Source organism: Christiangramia sabulilitoris (assembly GCF_007050985.1).
Classification (GTDB): domain Bacteria; phylum Bacteroidota; class Bacteroidia; order Flavobacteriales; family Flavobacteriaceae; genus Christiangramia; species Christiangramia sabulilitoris.
Window position 1 is genome coordinate 1,421,847 of record NZ_VHSF01000001.1, and the last position, 23,609, is coordinate 1,445,455.

The 23,609-nt window shown below is 41.6% G+C and carries 15 protein-coding genes and 1 tRNA gene; 7 read left to right on the top strand and 9 right to left on the bottom strand.

Going from position 1 to position 23,609, the window contains the following annotated elements; genetic code table 11:
• The first annotated feature begins 42 nt into the window (after nucleotides 1-42).
• Together FGM01_RS06495 and FGM01_RS06500 are read left to right on the top strand one after the other, a co-directional pair.
• Nucleotides 43-1,812, top strand: coding sequence for a 1-deoxy-D-xylulose-5-phosphate synthase (locus FGM01_RS06495; protein WP_143410301.1), 1,770 nt, complete (start codon nucleotides 43-45; stop codon nucleotides 1,810-1,812).
• Between the two features lie 89 nt (nucleotides 1,813-1,901).
• On the top strand, nucleotides 1,902-2,843 hold the full coding sequence (locus FGM01_RS06500) for a DUF3078 domain-containing protein (RefSeq protein ID WP_243735769.1): 942 nt from the start codon (nucleotides 1,902-1,904) through the stop codon (nucleotides 2,841-2,843).
• 2 nt (nucleotides 2,844-2,845) lie between these two features.
• Here the strand turns inward: FGM01_RS06500 and dgt are convergent, their stop codons facing one another.
• The 4 genes from dgt to FGM01_RS06520 all read right to left on the bottom strand — a co-directional run bounded on the left by dgt (nucleotide 2,846) and on the right by FGM01_RS06520 (nucleotide 9,012).
• Nucleotides 2,846-4,192, bottom strand: coding sequence for a dGTP triphosphohydrolase (gene dgt / locus FGM01_RS06505; RefSeq protein WP_143410303.1), 1,347 nt, complete (start codon nucleotides 4,190-4,192; stop codon nucleotides 2,846-2,848).
• Between the two features lie 90 nt (nucleotides 4,193-4,282).
• Nucleotides 4,283-6,742: a ribonucleoside-diphosphate reductase subunit alpha gene (locus FGM01_RS06510; RefSeq protein WP_143410304.1), complete on the bottom strand. Its 2,460-nt coding sequence runs from the start codon at nucleotides 6,740-6,742 to the stop codon at nucleotides 4,283-4,285.
• Between the two features lie 154 nt (nucleotides 6,743-6,896).
• Entirely contained in the window at nucleotides 6,897-7,874 is a 978-nt protein-coding gene (locus tag FGM01_RS06515; RefSeq protein WP_143410305.1) for a ribonucleotide-diphosphate reductase subunit beta, read from the bottom strand.
• A 550-nt stretch (nucleotides 7,875-8,424) separates the two neighbouring features.
• Entirely contained in the window at nucleotides 8,425-9,012 is a 588-nt protein-coding gene (locus FGM01_RS06520) for a DUF3109 family protein (protein ID WP_143410306.1), read from the bottom strand.
• Between the two features lie 134 nt (nucleotides 9,013-9,146).
• Between FGM01_RS06520 and FGM01_RS06525 the strand changes: the two genes are divergently transcribed.
• From FGM01_RS06525 to FGM01_RS06535, 3 genes are read left to right on the top strand one after another with little or no spacing between them, the layout of a single operon-like run.
• Nucleotides 9,147-9,725 carry a MarC family protein gene (locus tag FGM01_RS06525; RefSeq protein WP_208012707.1) on the top strand — a complete coding sequence of 193 codons (579 nt, stop codon included), beginning with the start codon at nucleotides 9,147-9,149 and terminating at the stop codon, nucleotides 9,723-9,725.
• Nucleotides 9,725-9,919 carry a hypothetical protein gene (locus FGM01_RS06530; protein ID WP_143410307.1) on the top strand — a complete coding sequence of 65 codons (195 nt, stop codon included), beginning with the start codon at nucleotides 9,725-9,727 and terminating at the stop codon, nucleotides 9,917-9,919. The genes FGM01_RS06525 and FGM01_RS06530 overlap by 1 nt, the downstream gene beginning before the upstream one ends.
• Complete coding sequence (locus FGM01_RS06535) at nucleotides 9,912-10,547, top strand: FAD-dependent oxidoreductase (protein WP_143410308.1); 636 nt, start codon at nucleotides 9,912-9,914, stop codon at nucleotides 10,545-10,547. Before FGM01_RS06530 ends, FGM01_RS06535 begins: the two co-directional genes overlap by 8 nt.
• Here the strand turns inward: FGM01_RS06535 and FGM01_RS06540 are convergent.
• The 5 genes from FGM01_RS06540 to FGM01_RS06560 form a co-directional block, all read right to left on the bottom strand.
• On the bottom strand, nucleotides 10,524-10,826 hold the full coding sequence (locus FGM01_RS06540) for a hypothetical protein (RefSeq protein ID WP_143410309.1): 303 nt from the start codon (nucleotides 10,824-10,826) through the stop codon (nucleotides 10,524-10,526). The two genes, FGM01_RS06535 and FGM01_RS06540, sit on opposite strands and share 24 nt — an antisense overlap.
• A 15-nt stretch (nucleotides 10,827-10,841) precedes the next feature.
• Entirely contained in the window at nucleotides 10,842-12,434 is a 1,593-nt protein-coding gene (locus FGM01_RS06545) for a S41 family peptidase (protein ID WP_143410310.1), read from the bottom strand.
• The gene (locus FGM01_RS06550; protein WP_143410311.1) at nucleotides 12,431-12,862 is read right to left on the bottom strand and encodes a deoxycytidylate deaminase; all 432 of its coding nucleotides are present in this window, start codon (nucleotides 12,860-12,862) and stop codon (nucleotides 12,431-12,433) included. The genes FGM01_RS06545 and FGM01_RS06550 overlap by 4 nt, the downstream gene beginning before the upstream one ends.
• A gap of 90 nt (nucleotides 12,863-12,952) precedes the next feature.
• Nucleotides 12,953-13,540, bottom strand: a complete 588-nt coding sequence (locus tag FGM01_RS06555) for a HupE/UreJ family protein (protein WP_143410312.1) — start codon at nucleotides 13,538-13,540, stop codon at nucleotides 12,953-12,955.
• Nucleotides 13,541-13,798: 258 nt separating this feature from the next.
• Entirely contained in the window at nucleotides 13,799-14,026 is a 228-nt protein-coding gene (locus FGM01_RS06560) for a hypothetical protein (RefSeq protein ID WP_143410313.1), read from the bottom strand.
• 221 nt (nucleotides 14,027-14,247) lie between these two features.
• Between FGM01_RS06560 and FGM01_RS06565 the strand changes: the two genes are divergently transcribed.
• Nucleotides 14,248-14,329 (top strand) — tRNA-Leu (locus FGM01_RS06565).
• Nucleotides 14,330-14,673: 344 nt separating this feature from the next.
• Nucleotides 14,674-23,609 (top strand): MopE-related protein (locus FGM01_RS06570; protein ID WP_143410314.1); only part of this gene is annotated, 8,936 nt, incomplete at its 3' end.

The window sequence follows — 23,609 nt, forward strand, 5'->3', positions numbered from 1 at the left end:
CCCGGTATGCAATTCAGTTTGCAAAATGTAACTTTGCTGTATATGGCCGGAATTTTAGAAAAAATAAATATACCAGAAGACCTTAGAAAATTGGGGGAAGATGAGCTAATTCAGCTTGCTGTTGAACTTCGCAGATTTATTATAGATATTGTAGCTACTAAAGAAGGTCACCTGGGTGCCAGCCTTGGGGTAATAGAACTTACAATCGCCCTGCACTATATTTTTAATACTCCTGAAGACCTGTTGGTCTGGGATGTGGGCCACCAGGCTTATGGCCATAAGATTCTTACCGGCAGAATGGATGATTTTGAAACCAACCGGCAATTACATGGCCTGAGCGGATTCCCAAAAAGAGATGAAAGTGAATATGATACTTTTGGGGTAGGACACTCCTCCACATCAATTTCTGCAGCCCTGGGAATGGCCATTGCCTCAAATCTAAAGGGTGAAACAGAGAAACAGCATATTGCCGTAATAGGTGATGCCTCGATCGCCAGCGGAATGGCCTTCGAAGGCCTGAACCATGCCGGGGTTACCAACGCCAATCTGCTGGTGATCCTTAATGATAACGCAATTGGTATAGATCCAAGTGTAGGTGCACTTAAGGAATATTTGACCCGGGCGAGGGTGGGTTATAAACCTGCACGCGATAATATAATTGAAGCGCTGAATTTTAAATATTTTGGACCGGTTGATGGTCATGACCTAAAAGGACTTTTAAAGGTGCTTAAAGAGATGAAAGCTATTAAGGGGCCTAAGTTCCTTCACGTGATCACAAAGAAAGGCAAAGGTCTTAAAAAAGCCGAAGAGGATCAGGTTAAGTATCATGCGCCGGGTAAGTTCGAACCAGATACCGGGGAGTTATTGAAGTATGATACAGATGGGTTGCCCCTGAAATATCAGGATGTATTTGGACTCAGCCTGGTGGAACTGGCTCGTAAAAATAAAAAGATCATTGGTATTACTCCGGCTATGCCTACCGGCAGCTCCCTTAAATATATGATGGAAGCCTTTCCCGAAAGAGCCTTTGATGTGGGTATTGCCGAGCAGCATGCGGTCACACTTTCTGCAGGAATTGCTACTCAGGGGTTTACGGTCTTTTGTGCCATATATTCCACCTTTTTGCAACGGGCTTATGATCAATTAATACACGATGTTGCTTTACAAAACCTGCCGGTGATCTTTTGCCTTGATCGTGCCGGCCTGGTGGGTGAAGATGGTGCCACCCATCACGGGGTATTTGATATTGCCTATGCACGTGCTGTTCCCAATTTAATTATCGCGGCACCATCTAATGAAGTAGAATTGCGAAATTTATTATATACTGCCCAGCTGGGATTAGAGAATCCTTTAATTATAAGATATCCTCGGGGAAGAGGGGTATTAAAAGAATGGCAGCTTCCTTTTAAAGAAGTTGAATTTGGTAAAGGTGAATGTTTGCGGGAAGGAAATGATCTGGCCGTTCTAAGCATTGGCAATATGGCAATCAATGTGCAAAAGGCCATCGCCCAAATCAATAAGCCAGGGAAGATCGCTCATTACGATATGAAATTCATAAAACCTCTGGATACACATTTACTCAAAACTATTTTTGATAAATTCACCAGGATCATTACCGTTGAAGACGGGGTCATTACCGGCGGATTTGGAAGTGCTGTCCTGGAATTTGCCGCAAAGTCTGGATTTAGAGGGGATATAGAGGTTCTGGGAGTGCCCGATGAATTTATTGAACAGGGAAGTGTGGATGAATTACAAGAAATTTCCGGAATTAGCGTTGAAGGTTTAAGACAAAAAATGAAATCAATGAGTTGATTTTTTTATTTTTGCGAATCTGAAACCCGAATCGATAAATGAAGTTGCCCATCCTGCTGTTTTTCTGCTGCATTTTTTTCCTGAACTCCATGGCCTCAGAAAAAAGATATCTTGCAGTAAAGGATACCACATCAACCATTACTAAAGACACCACCAATACAGATTCTATGATGATCTATTGGACCGAGAAGAACACCTTCGGGGTGAATCTTAGCGAGGTTGCTTTTGTAAACTGGAACTCGGGGGGTAATAATTCTGTTTCAGCTTTATTTTATGCGAACTTCCAGAGAAATTTCGAGCGGGACCTTACCATGTGGCGTAATACTGCTTCCTTAAGATATGGTATCAATGCCCAGGAAGGTCGTGAAATAAGAAAAACCGAAGATGAATTACGCCTTAATTCTTCTTTTGGTTTCAGGACAGACAGTACTTCCAACTGGTACTATTCAGGAAAATTCAGTTTTAACTCGCAGTTTTCCAATGGATATAAATATCCAGATACAGAGGTTGCGATCTCCAGATTTATGGCGCCGGGATATACTTTCCTGGGGGTGGGTACAGAGTTTTCTCATCCTGAAGAGGATCTTACGATCTACCTGTCTCCAATAACCTTTAAATCTACTTTTGTACTCGATCAACGACTTGCCAATGAAGGGATGTTTGGGGTTGAAGCTGCGGTAACCGATGAACTCGGGAATATCCTCAGGGAAGGAGAAAATGTGAGAACAGAATTTGGTTTCCTGGTTACCAGCGATTTTAGGAAGGAGGTCTATGAAAATATAGATCTAAGTAATCAATTGAGCCTGTATTCAGATTATCTCAATAAGTTTGGAAATATCGATGTGGACTGGCAATTGACGGTTAATATGCAGGTGAATGACTTTGTAAAGGCCAACATAGGCTCCCACATACGGTATGATGACGATGTTAAGTTCAAGGAAGACACCAACGGTGACGGGAAGTTAGAAACTTCCGGTCCTCGTATTCAGCTCAAGCAAATGCTGGGTGTTGGTGTGGTCTATGAATTTTAATATTATAAACTTTGTCCTTTGTACTTTTTAAAGGATGCCACCGTCATGCCATCTGTAAGTGATGCAGTATAAGAGCAGATCCCTATCAATTTATCATAAACCGAATCAATTTCCTGTAACGGCTCCAGCTGAGGTACAGATTTTAATACCAGGCTTGTAAAATTGGAGTCCACAGATTTTTCTTCTGGCAGCAAGGCATTGGTATAAATATCCAGCAGATAAGAAAGCATTCTGTAACCTGCAATTTCTTTACTTATCACCTCTTCGCTCTGGTAGATCTTTTCTATGCTTATCTTGATTATATCCTTGATCTGGGCTTCATAGCTGCTCATATCAAAAAGAGATTGATGAAAATCACCATCTAAAATAGTCTGCTCATTCTGGATGAAGATATCTGCCGCCTCTGTAATGAGGGTGTTGATCGCCAGGGAGCGTAAATAGGCAAGCCTGTCTGCCGTATTTTTTAACTGGTTGTATTTAGTGGTATTGATATTATCCTTGACCAGTTTGATGAGATATTCCAGGGCATAGTCCTCGTCGATTAGCCCAAGATTGATCCCATCCTCAAAATCGATAATGGTGTAGCAGATATCATCTGCTGCTTCTACCAGGAAGGCCAATGGGTGCCTGGCGTAGCCAATATCCTTTCCTTCTCTTGTTTTCTTGAGGCCTAATTCTTCGGCTACCTCCTCAAACACAGCCTTTTCACTCTGGAAAAAACCAAACTTCTTATCTTCTATCTTCCTGCTGGGTTTATGCGGTAATGATTCTTTCGGATACTTGGTAAAAGCACCCAGGGTGGAATATGATAGCCTGAGACCACCGGTGATACCCGGCCTGTTCTCTGTCAGGATCCTGAAGCCATTGGCATTACCCTCAAATTTCACCAGGTCCTGGAATTCTTTTTCTGACAGCTGTTCCTTAAACCGTTTTCCGTTCCCGTGGCTAAAATACTCGCCGATCGCTTTTTCTCCTGAATGGCCAAAAGGTGGATTACCGATATCATGAGCCAATGCCGCTGCTGCAACGATCGCCCCGAAGTCGTTCATCCGGTAGCCGAAAGTGTCTTTGAGATGGGGATGCTTTTCTATTAGTTTTTGCCCGGCCAGTCTTCCCAGAGAACGACCAACGACTGAAACCTCCAGGCTATGGGTTAATCGGGTATGTACGAAATCTGTTTTGGAAAGTGGTATTACCTGCGTCTTATCCTGTAAACTTCTAAAGGCCGAAGAAAAAATGATCCGGTCATAATCTACCTCAAAACCAAGCCTGGTCTCATTTTGTTCTTTTCTTAGTCTTTTGTGTGTATCTCCATATCGTTTTAGTGATAAGAGTTGCTCCCAATTCATAGTATTTGCTTTGTTGTGGCCCAAAAATATTAAAAAAGGGAAGTAATCACTACTTCCCTTCCTTAATTCAAATTCGAATTAGCCAAATTTTTAAGATCCGCACATCAGACAGTCGTCTCCTTCTGCTTCCTTTGATTGGGCTATGATCGCTCTCAATTCTTCGGGAGACAGAGCTCCTTCTTCTGTTTCCGAGGAAACCATAGCTTTGGATTGCGCCTGCAGTTTTTCAGCCGCTTTCGCCGGAGCTTCTGAGGCAACTGCTGCAACGGGTTCTTTTTTCTTCTCTTTTTCCAGGGTAAATTTAATAGCATCTACCGCAGATTTTGTGCGCAGGTAATACATACCTGTTTTTAAACCACTTTTCCAGGCGTAGAAGTGCATGGAAGTAAGCTTGCTGTAATTCGCATTTTCCATGAACAGGTTAAGCGATTGGGATTGGTCTATAAAATATCCTCTGTGCCTGGACATATCTATAATATCTTTCATGCTCATTTCCCAGACTGTTTTGTAAAGCTCTTTGAGATCCTGAGGTATGATGTCTATATCCTGGACGGAGCCATTATTTCTCATTATGGCATTTTTCACATCTTCGGTCCAGAGATCTCTGGAAACAAGGTCTTCCAGCAGATGTTTATTGACTACAATAAATTCTCCGGAAAGAACCCGCCTGGTATAAATATTAGAAGTATATGGTTCAAAAGCCTCGTTGTTACCAAGGATCTGCGAAGTAGAAGCAGTAGGCATTGGTGCAAGCAGCAGTGAGTTTCTAACTCCTGTTTTCATTACCTGCTTGCGTAATTTTGCCCAGTCCCATCTTCCGCTTAATTCTTCATCTTTAATTCCCCAGAGGTTATACTGAAACTCTCCCTGGCTTATAGGTGATCCTTCAAAAGTTGAATAAGGTCCTTCCTCTTTGGCCAATTCCATGGAAGCCGATACGGCAGCGAAGTATAAAGTCTCAAAGATCTCCTGATTGAGTTTTTTCGCTTCATCTGAAGTAAAAGGTAGACGCAGCCTGATAAAAGTATCTGCCAGTCCCTGAACACCCAGGCCCACCGGGCGATGACGCATATTGCTGTTTTCAGCTTCCTGTACCGGGTAATAATTACGGTCAATCACCTTGTTCAGGTTTTTTGTAACTCTTTTGGTGATCTTATATAATTCCTTGTGGTCAAATTCATCGCCTTTAATGAACATAGGCAAAGCAATAGAAGCCAGGTTGCACACCGCTACTTCATCTTTGCTGGTATATTCCAATATTTCTGTGCAGAGGTTGGAAGAGCGAATCGTTCCAAGATTTTTCTGATTAGACTTCCTGTTGGCCGCATCTTTATACAGCATATAAGGTGTACCTGTCTCGATCTGAGACTCCATGATCTTTTCCCAGACTTCACGTGCTTTTATAGTTCTTCTGCCTTTGCCTTCAGCCTCATATTTTTCATAGAGCTTTTCAAATTCATCACCATAGGTATCAAAAAGTCCAGGGCATTCATGCGGGCACATCAGGGTCCACTTGCCGTCTTCCTGTACTCTCTTCATAAAAAGATCTGGTATCCACATGGCGTAGAAAAGATCACGCGCTCTCATTTCCTCTTTTCCGTGGTTCTTTTTCAGATCAAGAAAATCGAAAATGTCTGCATGCCATGGCTCTACATACATCGCAAAAGATCCTTTTCTTTTTCCGCCGCCCTGGTCTACATACCGGGCAGTATCGTTAAAGACCCGTAGCATGGGCACAATTCCGTTAGAGGTACCATTGGTTCCAGAAATATAAGAACCCGTCGCCCGTACATTATGAATAGATAAACCTATTCCGCCGGCCGACTGAGAGATCTTGGCAGTCTGCTTTAGGGTATCGTAGATGCCGTCGATGCTATCATCCTTCATGGTTAAAAGGAAACAGGAAGACATTTGAGGTTTTGGTGTACCGGAGTTGAAAAGCGTTGGAGTAGCGTGGGTAAAATATTTTTTAGACATCAGCTCATAGGTTTCTATGGCTGCGTCGAGGTCATCTATATGTATACCAATAGAAACTCTCATCAGCATATGCTGTGGCCTTTCGGCAATTTCTCCATTAAGTCTTAAGAGATAAGATCTTTCCAGGGTTTTAAATCCGAAGTAGTCATAACCAAAGTCACGGTTATAGATGATCGTGGAATCAAGTTTTTCCTTGTTATCCATGATTACTTTATAGACTTCTTCAGATAATAGCGGTGCTTTCTCTTCGGTACGTGGATTCACATATTCGAAAAGATCTGTCATCACCTCAGAAAATGTTTTCTTGGTATTTTTATGCAAATTAGAGACAGAGATTCGGGCCGCAAGCTTTGCATAGTCGGGGTGGGCCGTGGTCATGGTTGCCGAGATCTCGGCTGCAAGATTGTCCAGCTCGCTGGTAGTCACATTATCATAAAGCCCTTCGATAACCCGCATGGCAACTTTTACGGGGTCTACTAATTCATTAAGGCCATAGCAGAGTTTTTTAACTCTGGAGGTGATCTTGTCGAACATGACGGGTTCCCTTCGCCCATCTCTTTTAACTACATACATACACTGCGGTTTTAGTTGGTTGTGCTAAACTGTCTTGCAGGAAGAATATTAGCATCCAGGCCGGTGGTTAATCCGGATTAATAAAATAAAATTTTCGGGTGAATTAATTAAAGGTCAACCTGCACCGAATTGGGGGTTTCGGCGCAGTTGTCCTTTAGAAATCAGCATCAAAACTGATCTCGTCTGATTCTTTATCCTTATTCATTACTCCTGCTTTTTGATATTCGCTTACGCGTTTTTCGAAAAAGTTGGTTTTACCCTGCAGGTTGATCATATCCATAAAATCGAATGGATTGGAAACATTGTATTCTTTTTCACATTCCAGTTCTACCAGCAGACGGTCTGTTACAAACTCCAGGTACTGTGTCATTAGCTTGGCATTCATACCTATCAGGCTAACCGGAAGTGACTCGGTAACGAATTCACGTTCTATGTTGAGGGCATCTATTATGATCTCCCTTATCTTTTCTTTAGGAACTTTGTTTACGAGGTGGTTGTTATGAAGGTGGACCGCAAAATCACAATGCATCCCTTCATCCCTTGAGATTAGCTCATTCGAGAAGGTGAGCCCCGGCATTAAACCACGTTTTTTTAACCAGAAGATGGAGCAGAAAGCACCGGAGAAGAAGATCCCTTCCACCGCGGCAAAAGCGATAAGCCTTTCTGCAAAGGAATCTGATTCTATCCATTTTAGTGCCCAATCTGCTTTTTTCTTTATTGCCGGGAATACTTCAATGGCTCTGAATAATTTATCCTTCTCCTTGTCATCTTTAACGTATGTATCTATCAACAGGGAATAGGTTTCAGAATGAATATTTTCCATCATGATCTGAAAGCCGTAGAAAAATTTGGCTTCAGAATATTGCACTTCATTTACGAAATTTTCGGCCAGGTTTTCATTTACGATCCCGTCAGATGCCGCGAAGAACGCCAGGATATGTTTAATAAAATAACGTTCATCAGAATTTAATTTATTACTCCAGTCCGTAAGATCCTGGTGAAGATCAATTTCTTCTGCGGTCCAGAAACAAGCCTCCATTTTTTTATACCAATCCCAAATGTCATGATGTTTGATCGGGAAGATCACAAAGCGATCTTTGTTCTCCTGCAAAATGGGTTCGTTCTGGGCCATAATTGTTAAATTTTTGGATCTTTCGGGTTATTATTGAAAAGTGTCTAACAAATATTTAAAAATGAGACAGATAATGAAAGAATATAGCGCAAACGTTTTCAACAAAGTTGTCAACATGACTCAGCCTAAGTTTTTCATACTGTTTTGTTAAATCAAGCATCTAAAATACTGTAAGGCAGCACTTTATAAATTGTTAATAAAATTATTACCAAAAAAACATTGAACTAATTTGCGATGTATTTGGAAAGTACGAAATCAAGCCCTGAAATGCCTAAAACAGGGCCCTAGTAAACACGAAAACCGGCAAGAAAAATTGCCGGTTTTCCAGAAAACAGAATTAATTTTTTGGTTGGTCCACCTATAAAAATTTGTGGGATAGGTAAACTTTTAATTCTGTAATTACTTTAAGATTCAGGAGAGACAGATCAAACTGTCCTGCTGAAATATGATTCTAAAATTCTCGGGGGGATCAAAAGAACGGAATTTCTTTTGCTGTACAGACATAAATATAAAAAAATATAGCCTGAAATAAGAATTGCAGGAGTTAAAGTTAATCCTGCGCACTTCGCTGACCCTGAACTTCTTTGGCGATTACCTCGAGTTCATTATACCAGTCTTCTCCAAACTTCCGAACCAGTGCATCCTTGACGAATTTATAGATAGGCACCTGTAATTCTGCACCAAGGCTGCAGGCATCGTCGCAAATTTCCCAGCGATGATAGTTTACTGCAGAAAATGAGGTGTATTCTTCAACTCGAACGGGGTAGAGGTGACAGGAAACAGGTTTCTTCCAGTCGATATCACCCTGGTTGTATGCCTCTTCTATACCGCATAAGGCCGTACCGCGGTCATCGAAGGTTACATAGGCACAATCTGCACCATCGATCAAAGGAGTTTCGATTTCACCATTTTCCCGGGTAATATAGACGCCCTGTTCTTCAATTGCTGCTATTCCTTTTTCCCGTAGATAGGGCTTCACCTTAGGATAGATCTCTTCAAGAATGGCCCTTTCCTCCGGCTCTACCGGTGCGCCGGCTTCCCCGTCTATACAGCAGGCTCCTTTACAGGCTGAAAGGTTGCATACAAAATCATTTTTTATGATTTCTTCTGATACTAAAGTTTTACCTAATTGAAACATGCCACAAAGATAATTTTCTATGTTTTAGGCAGAAGAAATTTGCCAATAAAATTTACATAAATTTAACCTGCCTACTCGATTGTCAATCAGATAAGTTGAAGTACTTTTGCCGCCAATTTTGAAAACAGGCAGTTATGTTTAAAGTGTTAGATTTCAAGCAAATATTTACCGCGGGGATGGTGCTTTTTGCAGTGATAGATATTATTGGAAATATCCCCATCATTATAGATCTCAGGAAAAAGGTAGGTCATATACAGAGTGAAAAAGCATCTGTTGTTGCCGGTATCATTATGGTGGTTTTTCTGTTCCTGGGTAAGGAAATCCTTAACCTAATTGGTATAGATGTAAATTCTTTTGCCGTGGCGGGTTCATTTATCCTGTTCTTCCTCGCGCTGGAGATGATCCTGGGTATAAGCCTGTATAAGGATGATGCCCCGGAAACTGCCTCGGTGGTGCCCCTGGCTTTTCCATTGATCGCCGGTGCCGGGACCATGACCTCGCTGGTTTCCCTTCAGGCAGAATATGAAACCATAAATATCATTGTCGCTATAGTTATCAATATTATATTTGTATACCTGGTTCTAAAATCTTCATCCAGGATAGAGAAGATTCTTGGATCCCAGGGTATTAATGTAATTAGAAAGGTTTTTGGAGTGATCCTGCTTGCGATTGCTGTAAAACTTTTCGCTGCTAATATTCAGAATTTATTTTAATGAAGTATTTAATTTATACCATTATTCTTTTGGCTTTAGTGTTTATTGGGATAAGTATCAGTAAACTCGATTTTCAGAATTTAATGGAAGGTGATAGTGCTAATGCGTTAATCGTGTCTGTAGCCAGTTTATGCGTCATAGTCCTTATGATCATTCTACTGGTATCCAGAACGATCTCTAAGAAGCATGGCTAAAACCCCAGATTTTGATGTATTGATAATTGGTGGTGGTGCAGCAGGTATCTCCTGTGCACTTGTAATTGGCTCTGCGATGGAAAAAGCTTATGCCCGGGGTAGGAAAGCTGGTATCATTTTACATCAAAAGAACTCTCATTTACAATCTGCACTGCTGAATAATGTTTTCGGGATTTCTCCCGGAACAAAAGGGAATCACTTGCTGGAACAGGGAGTGGATCATCTGGGAGATCTATATCCCCAGATTCTTCAGATTGGAAAGGAAAAGGTAAAAGAGGTTGCCGAGGTTGATGGATTTTATAAGGCGCTAACCAATAGAAGAGAATATACCGCAAAAATCATTGTCGTTGCTGTAGGCTATACCAGCCCGATGAGGATATCTGGTTTTGATCAATATCTTATACCTCATAAAAAAGCCAAAGCTTCCAAGAATAGAATCCAATTGCAAAATAACGATCATCTCGTAAAACCGGGTTTATATGTAGCCGGAACGCTTGCGGGATGGCGCAGTCAATATGCCATTGCCTGTGGAAGCGGTGCTGCCGTAGCTACAGATATTCTCACTATTTGGAACGAAGGTGAGCACACAAAGGTGCATGATAAGCTAGTACAGGAAGAAAAACAGTAAGCTTAACGGAAGGCTGATCAGGGCGAATGCAAGGAAGCTCTTATGCAGATTTCTAAATATTAGGGCCCGTCTCAATTGCCTGATAAAATCAGGATCTCTAGCCATTCTTATTTCCTTTTTTATAACACTCCTGGAAACGTTGGGCGAAGTCGTGACGATCTCCTTTTGCAGGAACAGATAAGCACTGTTGTCCATTAGTTTGAAACTAACCGCAACTATAAAAAGAAATAAGGGAGTTAAAGGCCAGATCCCCGAGAGATATAAAAGAAAATTCTGCATTGGCCATCCAAAATATTATTTTTCATTGGACAGCTCAATCACTTTTTCAATTATTCGGTCATCTTCATTTAAAAATCGTTCAAATACATTAGTTCCGAAAAGTTGCTGGGCTATTTCGGCCTTCAGATATTTTCTGAGAAGGGGTTTGTGGTAATCACTGGTTGGTTTTACTCCAACATTCATTTGACTTATATACCGGTCAAAATCGTTGATCATCTGGTCGGTGATTTCGATCTCATCCCTGAAATCTTCCTTGGAAATGCTATTGTAGTATTCCCTGTTTTGTTCCAGGATATAAAAAACGTAGCGGCTCATATATCCTCCTCGAAGAAGAAAGGTGAGTTTTTCCTTTTCTGAATCTGTATCCTTGGGAACAAAAATATCCGGAATGATCCCACCGCCACCATAAACTATCTTTCCTCCCGGAGTTTTGTATTTTAGTGAATCATTTACCTCGATACTATCTTCGCTATTTAATTCTCCATTCTTATATCGGCGCATATAATCGTTGAAATAGCTCTCATTTCCATTATCGTAGGGCTTTTGAATAGACCTTCCCGTAGGCGTATAATACCGGGCAATAGTAAGTCTTACTGCGCTGCCATCACCTAATTCCATTTCCCGTTGTACCAGGCCTTTTCCATAAGAACGGCGTCCTATAATGGTTCCCACATCGTTGTCCTGTAAAGCTCCGGCAACTACCTCACTCGCTGAAGCTGAGTTTTCATTGATGAGAACATACACCTTTCCATTTTCGAAACTACCCTTTCGTTGCGCATAAGTTTCCTCTATAGCGCCGCTTTTATTCTTAGTGAAAAGTATCAGCTTTTCATCTGCTATGAATTCATCTGCAATATTGATCGCTTCAGAAAGATATCCTCCCGGGTTGTTTCTAAGATCCAACGCGATCTCTTTTGCTCCTTCGGCTTTTAATTCTTTTATCGCTTCACTGAATTCGGTAAAAGTGGTTTCAGAAAAGCGGTCAACTTTGATATAACCAAGTTTATCTGTAAGCATATAAGAGGCATTCACACTTTTCAAAGGAACTACCCCTCTTTTGATCTTAAAGGTAAGCAGGTCTTTTATGCCTTTCCGTAGAATTTTTAAGGTGATCTTGGTATTGGCTTTTCCCTTTAACCTGGTAGTAATGGAATCTTCGCTGATATCCAGGTTAAAAAGTTTTTTTCCATCGGCATAAAGAATCCTGTCGCCCCCGCGAATACCCATTTTTTCACTGGGGCCACCTTCAAGAGCCTTGATAACCACGATAGTATCCTGGATATTGTAAAAACTAACCCCGATTCCCACAAAATCTCCTTTCATGTTATCTGTTACCCTGGCATATTCCTCCTTTGGAATATAAACTGAATGAGGATCGAGATTTTCGAGGATCTTATTGACGGTAACATCAACAATACTGTCTGTATTTACATCATCAACATATTCATAATCGATATAATCGATGAGTCGGTTTAATTTCTGTTTTTTGGGATTTGCGGTAAACAGTTCATCGGTAGGATCAAAGTTTAACCTCGCGCCAAGAATAAGTCCTATGGCGCAGGCAATGCTCAAAAGAAGCGGGATATATATTTTATTTCTTCCTTTCAATCTTCAAGTTCTGTTATTTGCTCTAATTCTACACCTGCCCTGGCTAAAAATTCCAGACCAGAATTATCTTTATAATCTATCTGGTAAACCAGCCTGCTAATACCAGATTGGTGTATCAATTTACTACATTCCTTACACGGTGACATGGTAATATAAAGAGTGGAGTCTTTACATGACTGCGTTGAACCTGCAACCTTTAATATCGCATTAGCTTCAGCATGCAACACATACCATTTTGTATAACCTTCCTCGTCTTCACAAAAATTTTCGAAGCCGGTTGGAGTCCCGTTATAACCATCAGAAATGATCATTCTATCCTTTACAATTAACGCGCCAACCTGCTTTCTATTACAATGAGATAATTTACTCCATTCACGGGCAATTCTCAAATAAGCTTTATCAAATTTTTGCTGTTTCTTTTTATTCATGGAATTTGGGGAGACTTAATTGAATTCTAATTATTAACGGACTGCAAATTAAAAGATTATTGGCAGAATTTCTTCTGAAACCTTTAATTTCTAGAGTGCCAGGTAACTTTTATGCAGGATCGGTAAAATAACCCCGATAACAATAGATGCAGTAACCAGGATCCAGTCTCTTTTAGAAACATTCAATACATTCTGTAATAAGAAACCTATGATCATGACTGCCAATACAACGATAAGCTGGGCAGCTTCAATTCCTAAAGCGAATTCTACCAGGGGAAGGAATTTACTTTCTGCACCTGAGGCTATCATTTTAAAATAGGAGGAGAAACCCAGGCCATGGATCAAACCAAAGAAGATGGTTGTAAAATACAGGATATTATAATTGGTATTCCTAACTTTTTTTCCGGCAGTTGCAATGTCGAAAACAGCTGTAGCCAGAATGGTAACCGGAATCAAAAATTCTACATAATCTGAATCTACTTTTACAATTTCATATACAGAAAGGAAAAGGGCGAGAGTATGTCCCAGGGTGAAAAGTGTCACCAGCCACAAGACCCGCTTCCAGGTGCTAAAACCATAAGACGCAACCAGCACAATTAAAAAAAGTACATGGTCATAAGCCTGCCAGTCCAGTACATGATCCAGTCCAAGCCTGAAATAGAGCCAAAATTGAGACATTTTTCGGTTTTAATTTGAAAAGACCCGAAAATACAACTAATTCAAATAATAGCAAAAGTGTGGATTCTGTACCTTGATGAAAAAGGTTGTAAAATGTCTCAGTATCGAAAACATTCGGCCGGTTTGGATTAGATAGGCAATTAAATATTCCTGGTTTTAGGTTTAAGAGTTATTGATCTTACCTGGTCTGAAATTGATCAAAATAAAAAGTCCTGCTTTTGGCAGGACCTGAAAATTTGAAATCTCTGGGATTTCTTATTACTTGATTTGTGCTTCCGGCGTTACCTCTGTCTCAGTTTGCAGGGAATCAACTTCTGCAGAATTAACCTCAAGGCTATCTTCAGCTTCTACATTCATTTCCTGAGTTGTAGATTCATTGATCGCAGTTTCTTTAGCTATTTCTTCAACAGCTTCAGCTTTTTCCTCGCGACAAGAAGTTACAGTAAACATTGCCAGTGCCAAAGCACCAAAAATAAGTTTTTTCATTTTTATTATTAAATTAAAAGTGAGCGAATATATACCAAAAACTAATACGGAATTTAAATTTTAAATAAATTATAACTAAAACTAATTCAGGTTTTTACGTGATTTTTAAACCTAAGGCAGACCTGATGGCAATGGTAAAAAAGCAGGAAAACACCCTGACAAATAAATTATATGAATATGATATCTGAAATCTAAAATTTTTATACTTTTGCCCTCCACAAGCTCGAGTGGCGGAATTGGTAGACGCGCTGGATTCAAAATCCAGTTCTTTCGGGAGTGCGGGTTCGATTCCCGCCTCGAGTACTAAGAAAATATTAACAAAAACCCTGTAATTGTTTAATTACAGGGTTTTTTTATGGTAAAATTTTTGGGTTCGCTTTGTAAAGCCTTTATTTGCAGCCGGGTTCTGATCAACCAGGACCACTTATGACTGGTTGTTGGTCGATACTTAGATGCTTTTTGTCGAAAGCACAGATAAGTGTTAACGAAATATTTAAGATTTTCTTTTATTGCCGGCCGAATAACCTATTTATCTGTTTTTATGCGTTGCTACACCCTCTTTGAATTACAATCCATGCCGATGTGAAATGTAAAAATCGGTTCCTAAATTCAAAACACTAACCCAAACCTATTATTGAATTTCTAATATGAAGAAATTTTTACTCCCCGGAATATTTACTATTCTGTTTCTATTATCTTTTGTCAATCTTTCAGCCCAGACCAAGGGCCTTATTTACAAACCCGCAACTTCCAGTGGTCAGGCCGTTCTTGATCCTAACCTGGATGGGTACACCTCAGATTCCAACCAGGGGTTCGTAGCCAATGACGAATCTGAAAGTGAAATCCCTTATACTCCGCTTCCTTCATTAGGTGCGCCTGAACCTCCTAGGGATTTGGGTCCGGGGCCGTCGTGTGGATTTACCGACCTGGTAAAGTCTAGTGATAATCATACTATCTATACCTACCTGGATGCCAATGAAAACCTGATGTTCAGATTCAGACTTGGGGGCACAGCAGAAAATTCCAAGGCCTATTCCATTTTAATCGATACAGATGAGAAGTTTGGGGCTACCGGGCCTAATGCCGATCCAAATTATATTCCGGGCAACCCTGGATTTGAGATAGAAGTGGTTTTACGAACTAATTTTGGGGTGGGGCTGTATGACGTAGACGGAACCGTTGCGGCGACTGAAATTGGTGATGCTACCGTGGACCGGCCTTATAACGATTTTGCTCAAAAGTCCATTGCTTTTTCTGAGATCTGTAATGACGATGATTACTTCTACGATTTCTATATTCCATTTGCAGATATCACGGCTGCATTTGGGATTACAACTTCAACGCCACTGAGAATGGTGGGGAATACGGTGATCAATCCCAACGAGGCGATAGGAAACAATGGAATTTCAGATCTGGGTGGGGCAGATGATTCCACAGGAACTATAGATAATTTATGGGGAGAACTTATTGATGTATTTCCTCCAACCAGTGTTTCAGAAATTGGAACCGGGACAACTTTGGCTCCTAGAGCGAATTGCCCTGGGATAGATAGTCCAATTGATATAAATGATACGTCGATTTCTGGTACTTCAGATTATAACGGTGCTACCATTGAACTTTTTCGAAATGGAATTTCTGAGGGAACCACATCTACTCAGGCTGACGGGAGCTGGGTGATGAGTGGATTATCACCTGCGCTCGATGATGATAGTTTTAGTGCAACTGTGACCCATTTAAGTGGAGATCCTGCTTATTCAACATCATACAGAGATTGTAATGAAACGGCAGTGGGAACCTGTACTAATCCCCCAATTATCGAAGGGTATACCTCTGGATCAAAAGGGCTTGTAGGAACAACAGATGGTCCCGCCGGGACTGTTATAAGAATTTATGAATATCCTTCCAATACTTTATGGGCTGGATCTGCAGACAATCCTTATACAACTGTAAGTGATAATGAAAGATGGGTAATCGAAGGTGGTCAGGGACAATCATTGCCTCAAGGAAATTATTATGCCACAGCACAGGCACCCGGACAATGTGAATCAGAAATTTCCATCATTGTTTGTCGTTCCAAAAATAATGGGGGTACGGCAGTAGTGCCAACTATATCTACTTCCCCAATATATACAACCGCTACCACTATATCCGGTACTTCCGGCTCTGGGGCATATATAGAACTCTATATAGATGGAATTAGAAGTAGTTATAATACTACAGCTTCAGGAACTACCTGGACTATAACGGGGATTACAGGTCTTACCCAGGGGCAATCTTTAATCGTTTTGAGCACAGAAAGCGGGGTTACCTGTCCTTCACAGTCTGAAGTATATTATGTTGAAGGAATTTCTCAGGCACCTCAAATCACCGGGGATTATTGCGTAAGCTCCGGTTCGTCAATATCTGCCGTACAGGGAATTTCCAATGAACCTGAAAACACAGAGATTAATGTATATAGCTCAAGTGTATCATCAGATCCCAATCCAACACTTGTAGGAACAGCTTTGGTAGATGCAACAGGAAATTGGGCTCTAAATGGATTAAATTTAAATTCCGGAACTTTTATTAGGGCAACAGCAATCGCGGCAGGTGAGTCTGAAAGTAATTATTCCAATGAGATCCAGATTCTCGATCAAACCAGTGATGCTGCTTTGGCGATTACTTCAGATCCAGTAACCGAAGGTGATGCAAGTATTTCAGGAACAGGGACGAGTGGAAACACGGTTTATCTTTATTTAGACGGAAATATCGTAGATGGATTTTCAGCAACTGTTGCCGGGGATGGAACCTGGACTATTTCAGGACTTGATGCTGCTTCTGCCGGTTATGACGTATTATATGCCGGGGCTGAAACCGGGGTGACCAGTAAGGAAGGGTCTTTATGTGAAAGCGTCGAGGTGACCGGCCCAATTGTACAATGTATTCCTCCAGCAGCACAGGGGTTTGCAGCCATTAGTCCGGTAGATATTTGTGATAATGAAACTATATCCTTTGAAATAAATCCTACCGAGGAATTTATAGTGTACGAACTAATAGATCAGGCAGGTAATCCAATAGGACCGGCGAAAATAGGAAATTCCAGTGGTGCTCCGGTTACTTTGACCACTTATCCTTTAAGTGCTTCAGCTAATATAATTTCTGTGAAAGTTAAAACTCAGAAGGTCGGCATTGAATGTGATGATGAATTTGGTCCGGCTATAAATATTTCTGTTAATGCCGTACCACAAATAAGCATGTCTAATGCTGCACTTGAGGTTTGTAAAGGTGAGACTAATGTAGATCTTACTTATGTTATCGATGCTAATGGACCGGCGCTGGATTATAGTATAGATTTTGATAATGATGCAAATTTGGCCGGGCTTACAGACGTACTGAATGATACGAACGTAGCCAGTCCAGTTGCCGTAAACATTCCATCAGATATATCTGGCGGAATTTATAATGGTGTTTTTACAATTCGAAATTCTGGTTCCACGGCTTGTACCAGTAATCAGATTTCCTTTACCATAGAGGTAATAGCTCCTGAAATCACATCAGCTTCCAGCACCGACCCATCTTCATGCGTAAGTACAAACGGAATTATTACCCTGCAGGGATTACTGCCTTCAGAAAATTATTCAGCATTAACTTATACAGATAATGGCGTTACTGTAAATAATGGGGTGTTTACCACAAATGCCTCGGGTGAATACCAAATAACCGGCCTGGACGCAGGAACATATGAAGATTTTGTAGTTGAATATAATTCCTGTGCATCCCCTGCTTTTAATGGACCTGTGGTTCTTGCTGATCCGGGAGCGGCCACCATCGCTTACGCCGGTCAAACAGATCCTACTAATTGCGATACTCCGAATGGTGAAATAATACTATCGGGGGTAACTTCCGGTAATTATACCGTAAATTATATCTTCGGGGGTAGTTCCGTTAGTCAATCTATTACGGCCGATGGAGGAGGAATAACGATTGGCGGTCTTCAGCCCGGTAATTATTCTCAATTTTATATCACTGATGCCAGTGGCTGTGATTCCAATGTATTATCGGGACCCATTTCACTGGCCAACGCCGGTATTCCAACAATTACATTAGGATCAAATCCATCAGTGCGAACCGGTACGGGAAATACAGAATTTACATATAGCGGTACTTCTAACAGTCCTGATACATATAGTATAGATTTTGATGCTGCCGCAGAAACTGAGGGATTTGATGATGTGTCTAATTCGTTATCATCTTCGCCAATTTCAGTATCGGTTCCAGCTACCGCCGGTGCAGGTGTGTACAATGCTACTTTTACAGTGCGTAATTCTACTACCGGTTGTGTTAGTACAGGATATCCGGTGACAATAACAGTAACAGCGAATACAGCTCCAAGTCTTACCAATTTTTCCAGCAATCCTTCTGCTAGTCTGGATTACGCTGAAAACGGAACCGGAAATGTGATCGACTGGGATGCTACCGATGCCGAAAATGATGCTTTAAGCTTTACCTTAAGCGGAGCTGATTCAGTATTATTCAATTTATCTGCCGATGGAATATTAACCTTTATAACCGCGCCAGACTTTGAAGATTCTTCGAGCGATAATATCCATAATGTAACCATTACGGTGAGCGATGGCTTGCTTAGTGATACACAGGATTTGACAATAAATGTAACCGATGTTGTTGAAGAGGCTAATTTCACGATCGATCCAATAGCTGACGCTACGGTAGGTGAGAATTCAGCTTACACCGGTCCGACACCTGCTTTATCCGGAGATACTCCGGTTGGAGCAGTAACCTGGACGATAACTGGTGATGATGCTGCAGATTTTACTGTTGATTCAAATGGAGTAATTAGTATGGTAGCCAGGGATTTTGAAAATCCACAAGATGCTAATACCGATAATATATATGAAGTAACTCTAACCGCTACCGATGCCGATGGGAATACCGATACTGAAGCCTGGACGGTAACCGTAACTGATGTTACTGAAACTTCCAATTTCACGATCGGTACCATAGCTAATGCTACGGTGGCTGAGAATTCAGCCTACACCGGTCCGACTCCTGCTTTATCAGGAGATGCTCCGGTTGGATCAGTAACCTGGACGATAACCGGTGATGATGCTGCAGATTTCACTGTTGATTCAAATGGAGTAATTAGTATGGTAGCCAGGGATTTTGAAAATCCACAGGATGCTAATACCGATAATATATATGAAGTAACTCTAACCGCTACCGATGCTGATGGGAATACCGATTTAGAAGCCTGGACGGTAACCGTAACTGATGTTACTGAAACTTCCAATTTCACGATCGACCCTATAGCTGATGCAACGGTGGCAGAGAATTCGGCCTCCACCGGTCCGACTCCTGCTTTATCCGGAGATACTCCGGTTGGATCAGTAACCTGGACGATAACCGGTGATGATGCTGCAGATTTCACTGTAGATTCAGCAACCGGCGTAGTAAGTATGATAGCCAGGGATTTTGAAAATCCACAAGATGCTAATACCGATAATATATATGAAGTAACTCTTACCTCTACCGATGCCGATGGGAATACCGATACTGAAGCCTGGACGGTAACGGTAACTGATGTTACTGAAACTTCCAATTTTACGATCGATGCAATAGCTGATGCCACGCTAGCTGAGAATTCAGCTTACACCGGTCTAACACCTACGTTATCAGGAGATACTCCGGTAGGAGCAGTAACCTGGACGATAACCGGGGCTGATGCTGCAGATTTTACTGTTGATTCAAATGGAGTAGTAAGTATGGTAGCCAGGGATTTTGAAAATCCACAGGATGCCAATACCAATAATATATATGAATTAACTCTTAATGCTACCGATGCTGATGGGAACACTGCTTCAGAAGCCTGGACATTAACCGTAACCGATGTAACTGAAACTTCTAATTTCACGATCGATCCTATAGCTGATGCTACGGTAGCTGAGAATTCAGCTTACACCGGTCCGACTCCTGCTTTATCAGGAGATACTCCGGTTGGATCAGTAACCTGGACGATAACTGGTGATGATGCTGCAGATTTCACTGTAGATTTGGCAACCGGCGTAGTAAGTATGGTAGCCAGGGATTTTGAAAATCCACAAGATGCTAATACCGATAATATATATGAAGTAACTCTAAACGCTACCGATGCCGATGGGAACACTGCTTCAGAAGCCTGGACGGTAACCGTAACCGATGTAACTGAAACTTCTAATTTCACGGTCGATGCCATAGCTGATGCTACGGTAGTTGAGAATTCAGCTTACACCGGTCCGACACCTGCTTTATCAGGAGATACTCCAGTTGGAGCAGTAACCTGGACGATAACAGGTGCCGATGCTGCAGATTTTACTGTTGATTCAGCAACCGGCGTAGTAAGTATGGTAGTAAGGGATTTTGAATCTCCTGCAGATGCCAATACTAATAATATATATGAAGTAACTCTAAACGCTACCGATGCTGATGGGAATACTGATACTGAAGCCTGGACGGTAACGGTAACCGATGTTACTGAAACTTCTAATTTCACGATCGATGCCATAGCTGATGCTACGGTAGCTGAGAATTCAGCTTACACCGGTCCGACTCCTGCTTTATCCGGAGATACTCCGGTTGGAGCAGTAAGCTGGACGATAACTGGTGATGATGCTGCAGATTTTTCTGTTGATTCAAATGGAGTAATTAGTATGGTAGCCAGGGATTTTGAATCTCCGGCAGATGCCAATACCAATAATATATATGAAGTAACTTTAAACGCTACCGATGCTGATGGAAACACTGCTTCAGAAGCCTGGACGGTAACGGTGACCGATGTTGTTGAGTCAGCAATGTTTACATTGACTCCCGTTGAAGATACTACCGTTGAAGAAAATGAGGTTTATACTAGTAGCTCTCAATCTGTAGCTAGTGGTTCACCAATCGGAAATCTTACCTATTCAATTACTGGAGGTCTTGATAAGGATAGTTTTACTATAAATCCAACCACCGGAGTGGTGAATATGATCGCCAGGGATTTTGAGATCCCTGCAGATAGCAACCTGGATAATATTTATGAAATTGTTATAACTGCTACCGATGAAGACGGGAATACAGCTAATGAAGATTGGAAGGTAACCGTTACAGATGTTAATGAAGGTCCACTTTTTAATATTGATCCAGTGTCCAATACGATATGGGATGAAAATAGTGTTTATTCAAGCGGAGACCAATCTATAACTGGAATGCCAATTGCGCCAGTTACCTGGACGATTTCGGGGGGAACCGATGCCGATAAATTCACCATAGATTCTGCGACTGGGAATGTAACGATGCAGGCAAAGGATTTTGAAATTCCGGTTGATTCGAATTTCGATAATTTCTATGCGATCACCATAACAGCTACAGATAATGTTGGGAATACAGATGATGAATCCTGGACCGTACAAATAACCGATGTAAACGAAGCCCCGGTTATTACCAATTTTTCAAGTGATGCTACGGCTAGTATTGACTATGCTGAGAATGGTACAGGCAATGTGATCGATTGGGATGCCAGTGATGTTGATGGTGATGTGCTGACTTTCACGCTAAGCGGGGCAGATAGAGCTTTGTTCGATCTTGATACGAATACAGGAATACTTACGTTCAAGTCTTCTCCAAATTTTGAAGGAGCAGGAGATAATGTATACGAGGCTATTGTAACGGTAAGCGACGGATTCCTGAGCGATACTCAAACTCTTACGGTGAATGTAACCAATCAGAATGAAGCTCCTGTAATTACTAATAACGGCAGTGCGGCAATTCATTCCGTAGACTATGCTGAGAATGGTACAGGCAATGTGATAAACTGGGATGCCAGTGACGTTGATGGTGATGATCTGATTTTCACGCTAAGCGGAGCAGATGCAGCTTTGTTCGACCTTGATACCAATACGGGAATACTTACGTTCAAGTCTTCTCCAGATTTCGAAGGAGCAGGAGATAATATTTACGAAGCTATCGTAACAGCAAGCGACGGATTCCTGAGCGATACCCAAACTCTTACGGTAAATGTAACCGATGAAAACGAAGCTCCTGTAATTTCCAACAACAGTAGTGCGGCTACTCATTCCGTAGATTATGCTGAGAATGGTACAGGCAATGTGATCGACTGGGATGCCAGTGACGTTGATGGTGATGATCTGACTTTCACGCTAAGCGGAGCAGATGCAGCTTTGTTTGACCTTGATACCAATACGGGAATACTTACGTTTAAGTCTTCTCCAGATTTCGAAGGAGCAGGAGGTAATATTTACGAAGCTATCGTTACGGTAAGCGACGGATTCCTTTCCGATACTCAAACTCTTACGGTAAATGTAACCGATGTAAATGATACTTCGGTTTTCTATGCCGATACTGATGATGATGGTTTTGGGGATGCCTCCAATACACTAGTGGCAGAAACAGTACCTCCAGGCTATGTTACTAATAACACCGATTGTGATGATACTGATGAAAATGAGTTCCCTGGTCAGACCTGGTATTTAGATGCTGATGGGGACGGATATAGCGATGGTACCTCAGTGGTGACATGCGAAAGACCTGCCAGCCATTTTACTGCGGCAGAGTTAACCGGTACCTCCGGTGATTGTAATGATTCCAATGCCGCGATCAACCCTGGCGCTTCCGAAATACAATATGATGGTATTGACAATGACTGTGATCCATCTACTCCCGATACGGTAGATGCTGATGGTGACGGGGTGAATTCAGACACCGATTGTGACGATAATAACCCGGCAGTAAATCCTAATGCTACCGAGATTCCGGATAATGGTATTGATGATGACTGTAACCCGGCAACTTTAGATAGTTCAGCCGATACGGATGATGATGGAGACGGACAAACAGAAAACGAAGGTGATTGCGATGATACCAATCCAGCGATCTATTCCGGAGCTACCGAAGTATTGTACGACGGTATTGACAATGACTGTGATCCATCTACTCCCGATACGGTAGATGCTGATGGTGACGGGGTAAATTCAGATACCGATTGTGATGATACTGATGAAAATGAGTTCCCTGGTCAGACCTGGTATTTGGATGCTGATGGGGATGGTTATAGCGATGGTACCTCAGTGGTGACTTGCGAAAGACCTGCCAGCCATTTTATAGCCGCAGAGTTAACAGATACTACTGGTGATTGTAATGATTCCAATGCCGCGATCAACCCTGACGCTTCCGAAATACAATATGATGGTATTGACAATGACTGTGATCCTTCTACTCCTGATACCGTAGATGCCGATGGTGACGGGGTGAATTCAGACACCGATTGTGATGATACCGATGAAAATGAGTTCCCTGGACAGACCTGGTATTTAGATGCCGATGGGGACGGATATGGCGATGGTACCTCAGTGGTGACATGCGAAAGACCTGCCAGCCATTTCACTGAAGCAGAGTTAACAGATACTAGTGGTGATTGTAATGATTCCAATGCCGCGATCAACCCTGACGCTTCCGAAATACAATATGATGGTATTGACAACGACTGTGATCCTTCTACTCCTGATACCGTAGATGCCGATGGAGATGGGGTGAATTCAGACACCGATTGTGACGA

Excerpts from the sequence above, each read along its gene's own strand:
- FGM01_RS06495 (WP_143410301.1), top strand. The coding sequence starts at position 43 with ATGGCCGGAATTTTAGAAAAAATAAATATACCAGAAGACCTTAGAAAA.
- FGM01_RS06500 (WP_243735769.1), top strand. The coding sequence starts at position 1,902 with ATGGCCTCAGAAAAAAGATATCTTGCAGTAAAGGATACCACATCAACC.
- dgt (WP_143410303.1), bottom strand. The coding sequence starts at position 4,192 with ATGAATTGGGAGCAACTCTTATCACTAAAACGATATGGAGATACACAC.
- FGM01_RS06510 (WP_143410304.1), bottom strand. The coding sequence starts at position 6,742 with ATGTATGTAGTTAAAAGAGATGGGCGAAGGGAACCCGTCATGTTCGAC.
- FGM01_RS06515 (WP_143410305.1), bottom strand. The coding sequence starts at position 7,874 with ATGGCCCAGAACGAACCCATTTTGCAGGAGAACAAAGATCGCTTTGTG.
- FGM01_RS06520 (WP_143410306.1), bottom strand. The coding sequence starts at position 9,012 with ATGTTTCAATTAGGTAAAACTTTAGTATCAGAAGAAATCATAAAAAAT.
- FGM01_RS06525 (WP_208012707.1), top strand. The coding sequence starts at position 9,147 with ATGTTTAAAGTGTTAGATTTCAAGCAAATATTTACCGCGGGGATGGTG.
- FGM01_RS06530 (WP_143410307.1), top strand. The coding sequence starts at position 9,725 with ATGAAGTATTTAATTTATACCATTATTCTTTTGGCTTTAGTGTTTATT.
- FGM01_RS06535 (WP_143410308.1), top strand. The coding sequence starts at position 9,912 with ATGGCTAAAACCCCAGATTTTGATGTATTGATAATTGGTGGTGGTGCA.
- FGM01_RS06540 (WP_143410309.1), bottom strand. The coding sequence starts at position 10,826 with ATGCAGAATTTTCTTTTATATCTCTCGGGGATCTGGCCTTTAACTCCC.
- FGM01_RS06550 (WP_143410311.1), bottom strand. The coding sequence starts at position 12,862 with ATGAATAAAAAGAAACAGCAAAAATTTGATAAAGCTTATTTGAGAATT.
- FGM01_RS06555 (WP_143410312.1), bottom strand. The coding sequence starts at position 13,540 with ATGTCTCAATTTTGGCTCTATTTCAGGCTTGGACTGGATCATGTACTG.
- FGM01_RS06560 (WP_143410313.1), bottom strand. The coding sequence starts at position 14,026 with ATGAAAAAACTTATTTTTGGTGCTTTGGCACTGGCAATGTTTACTGTA.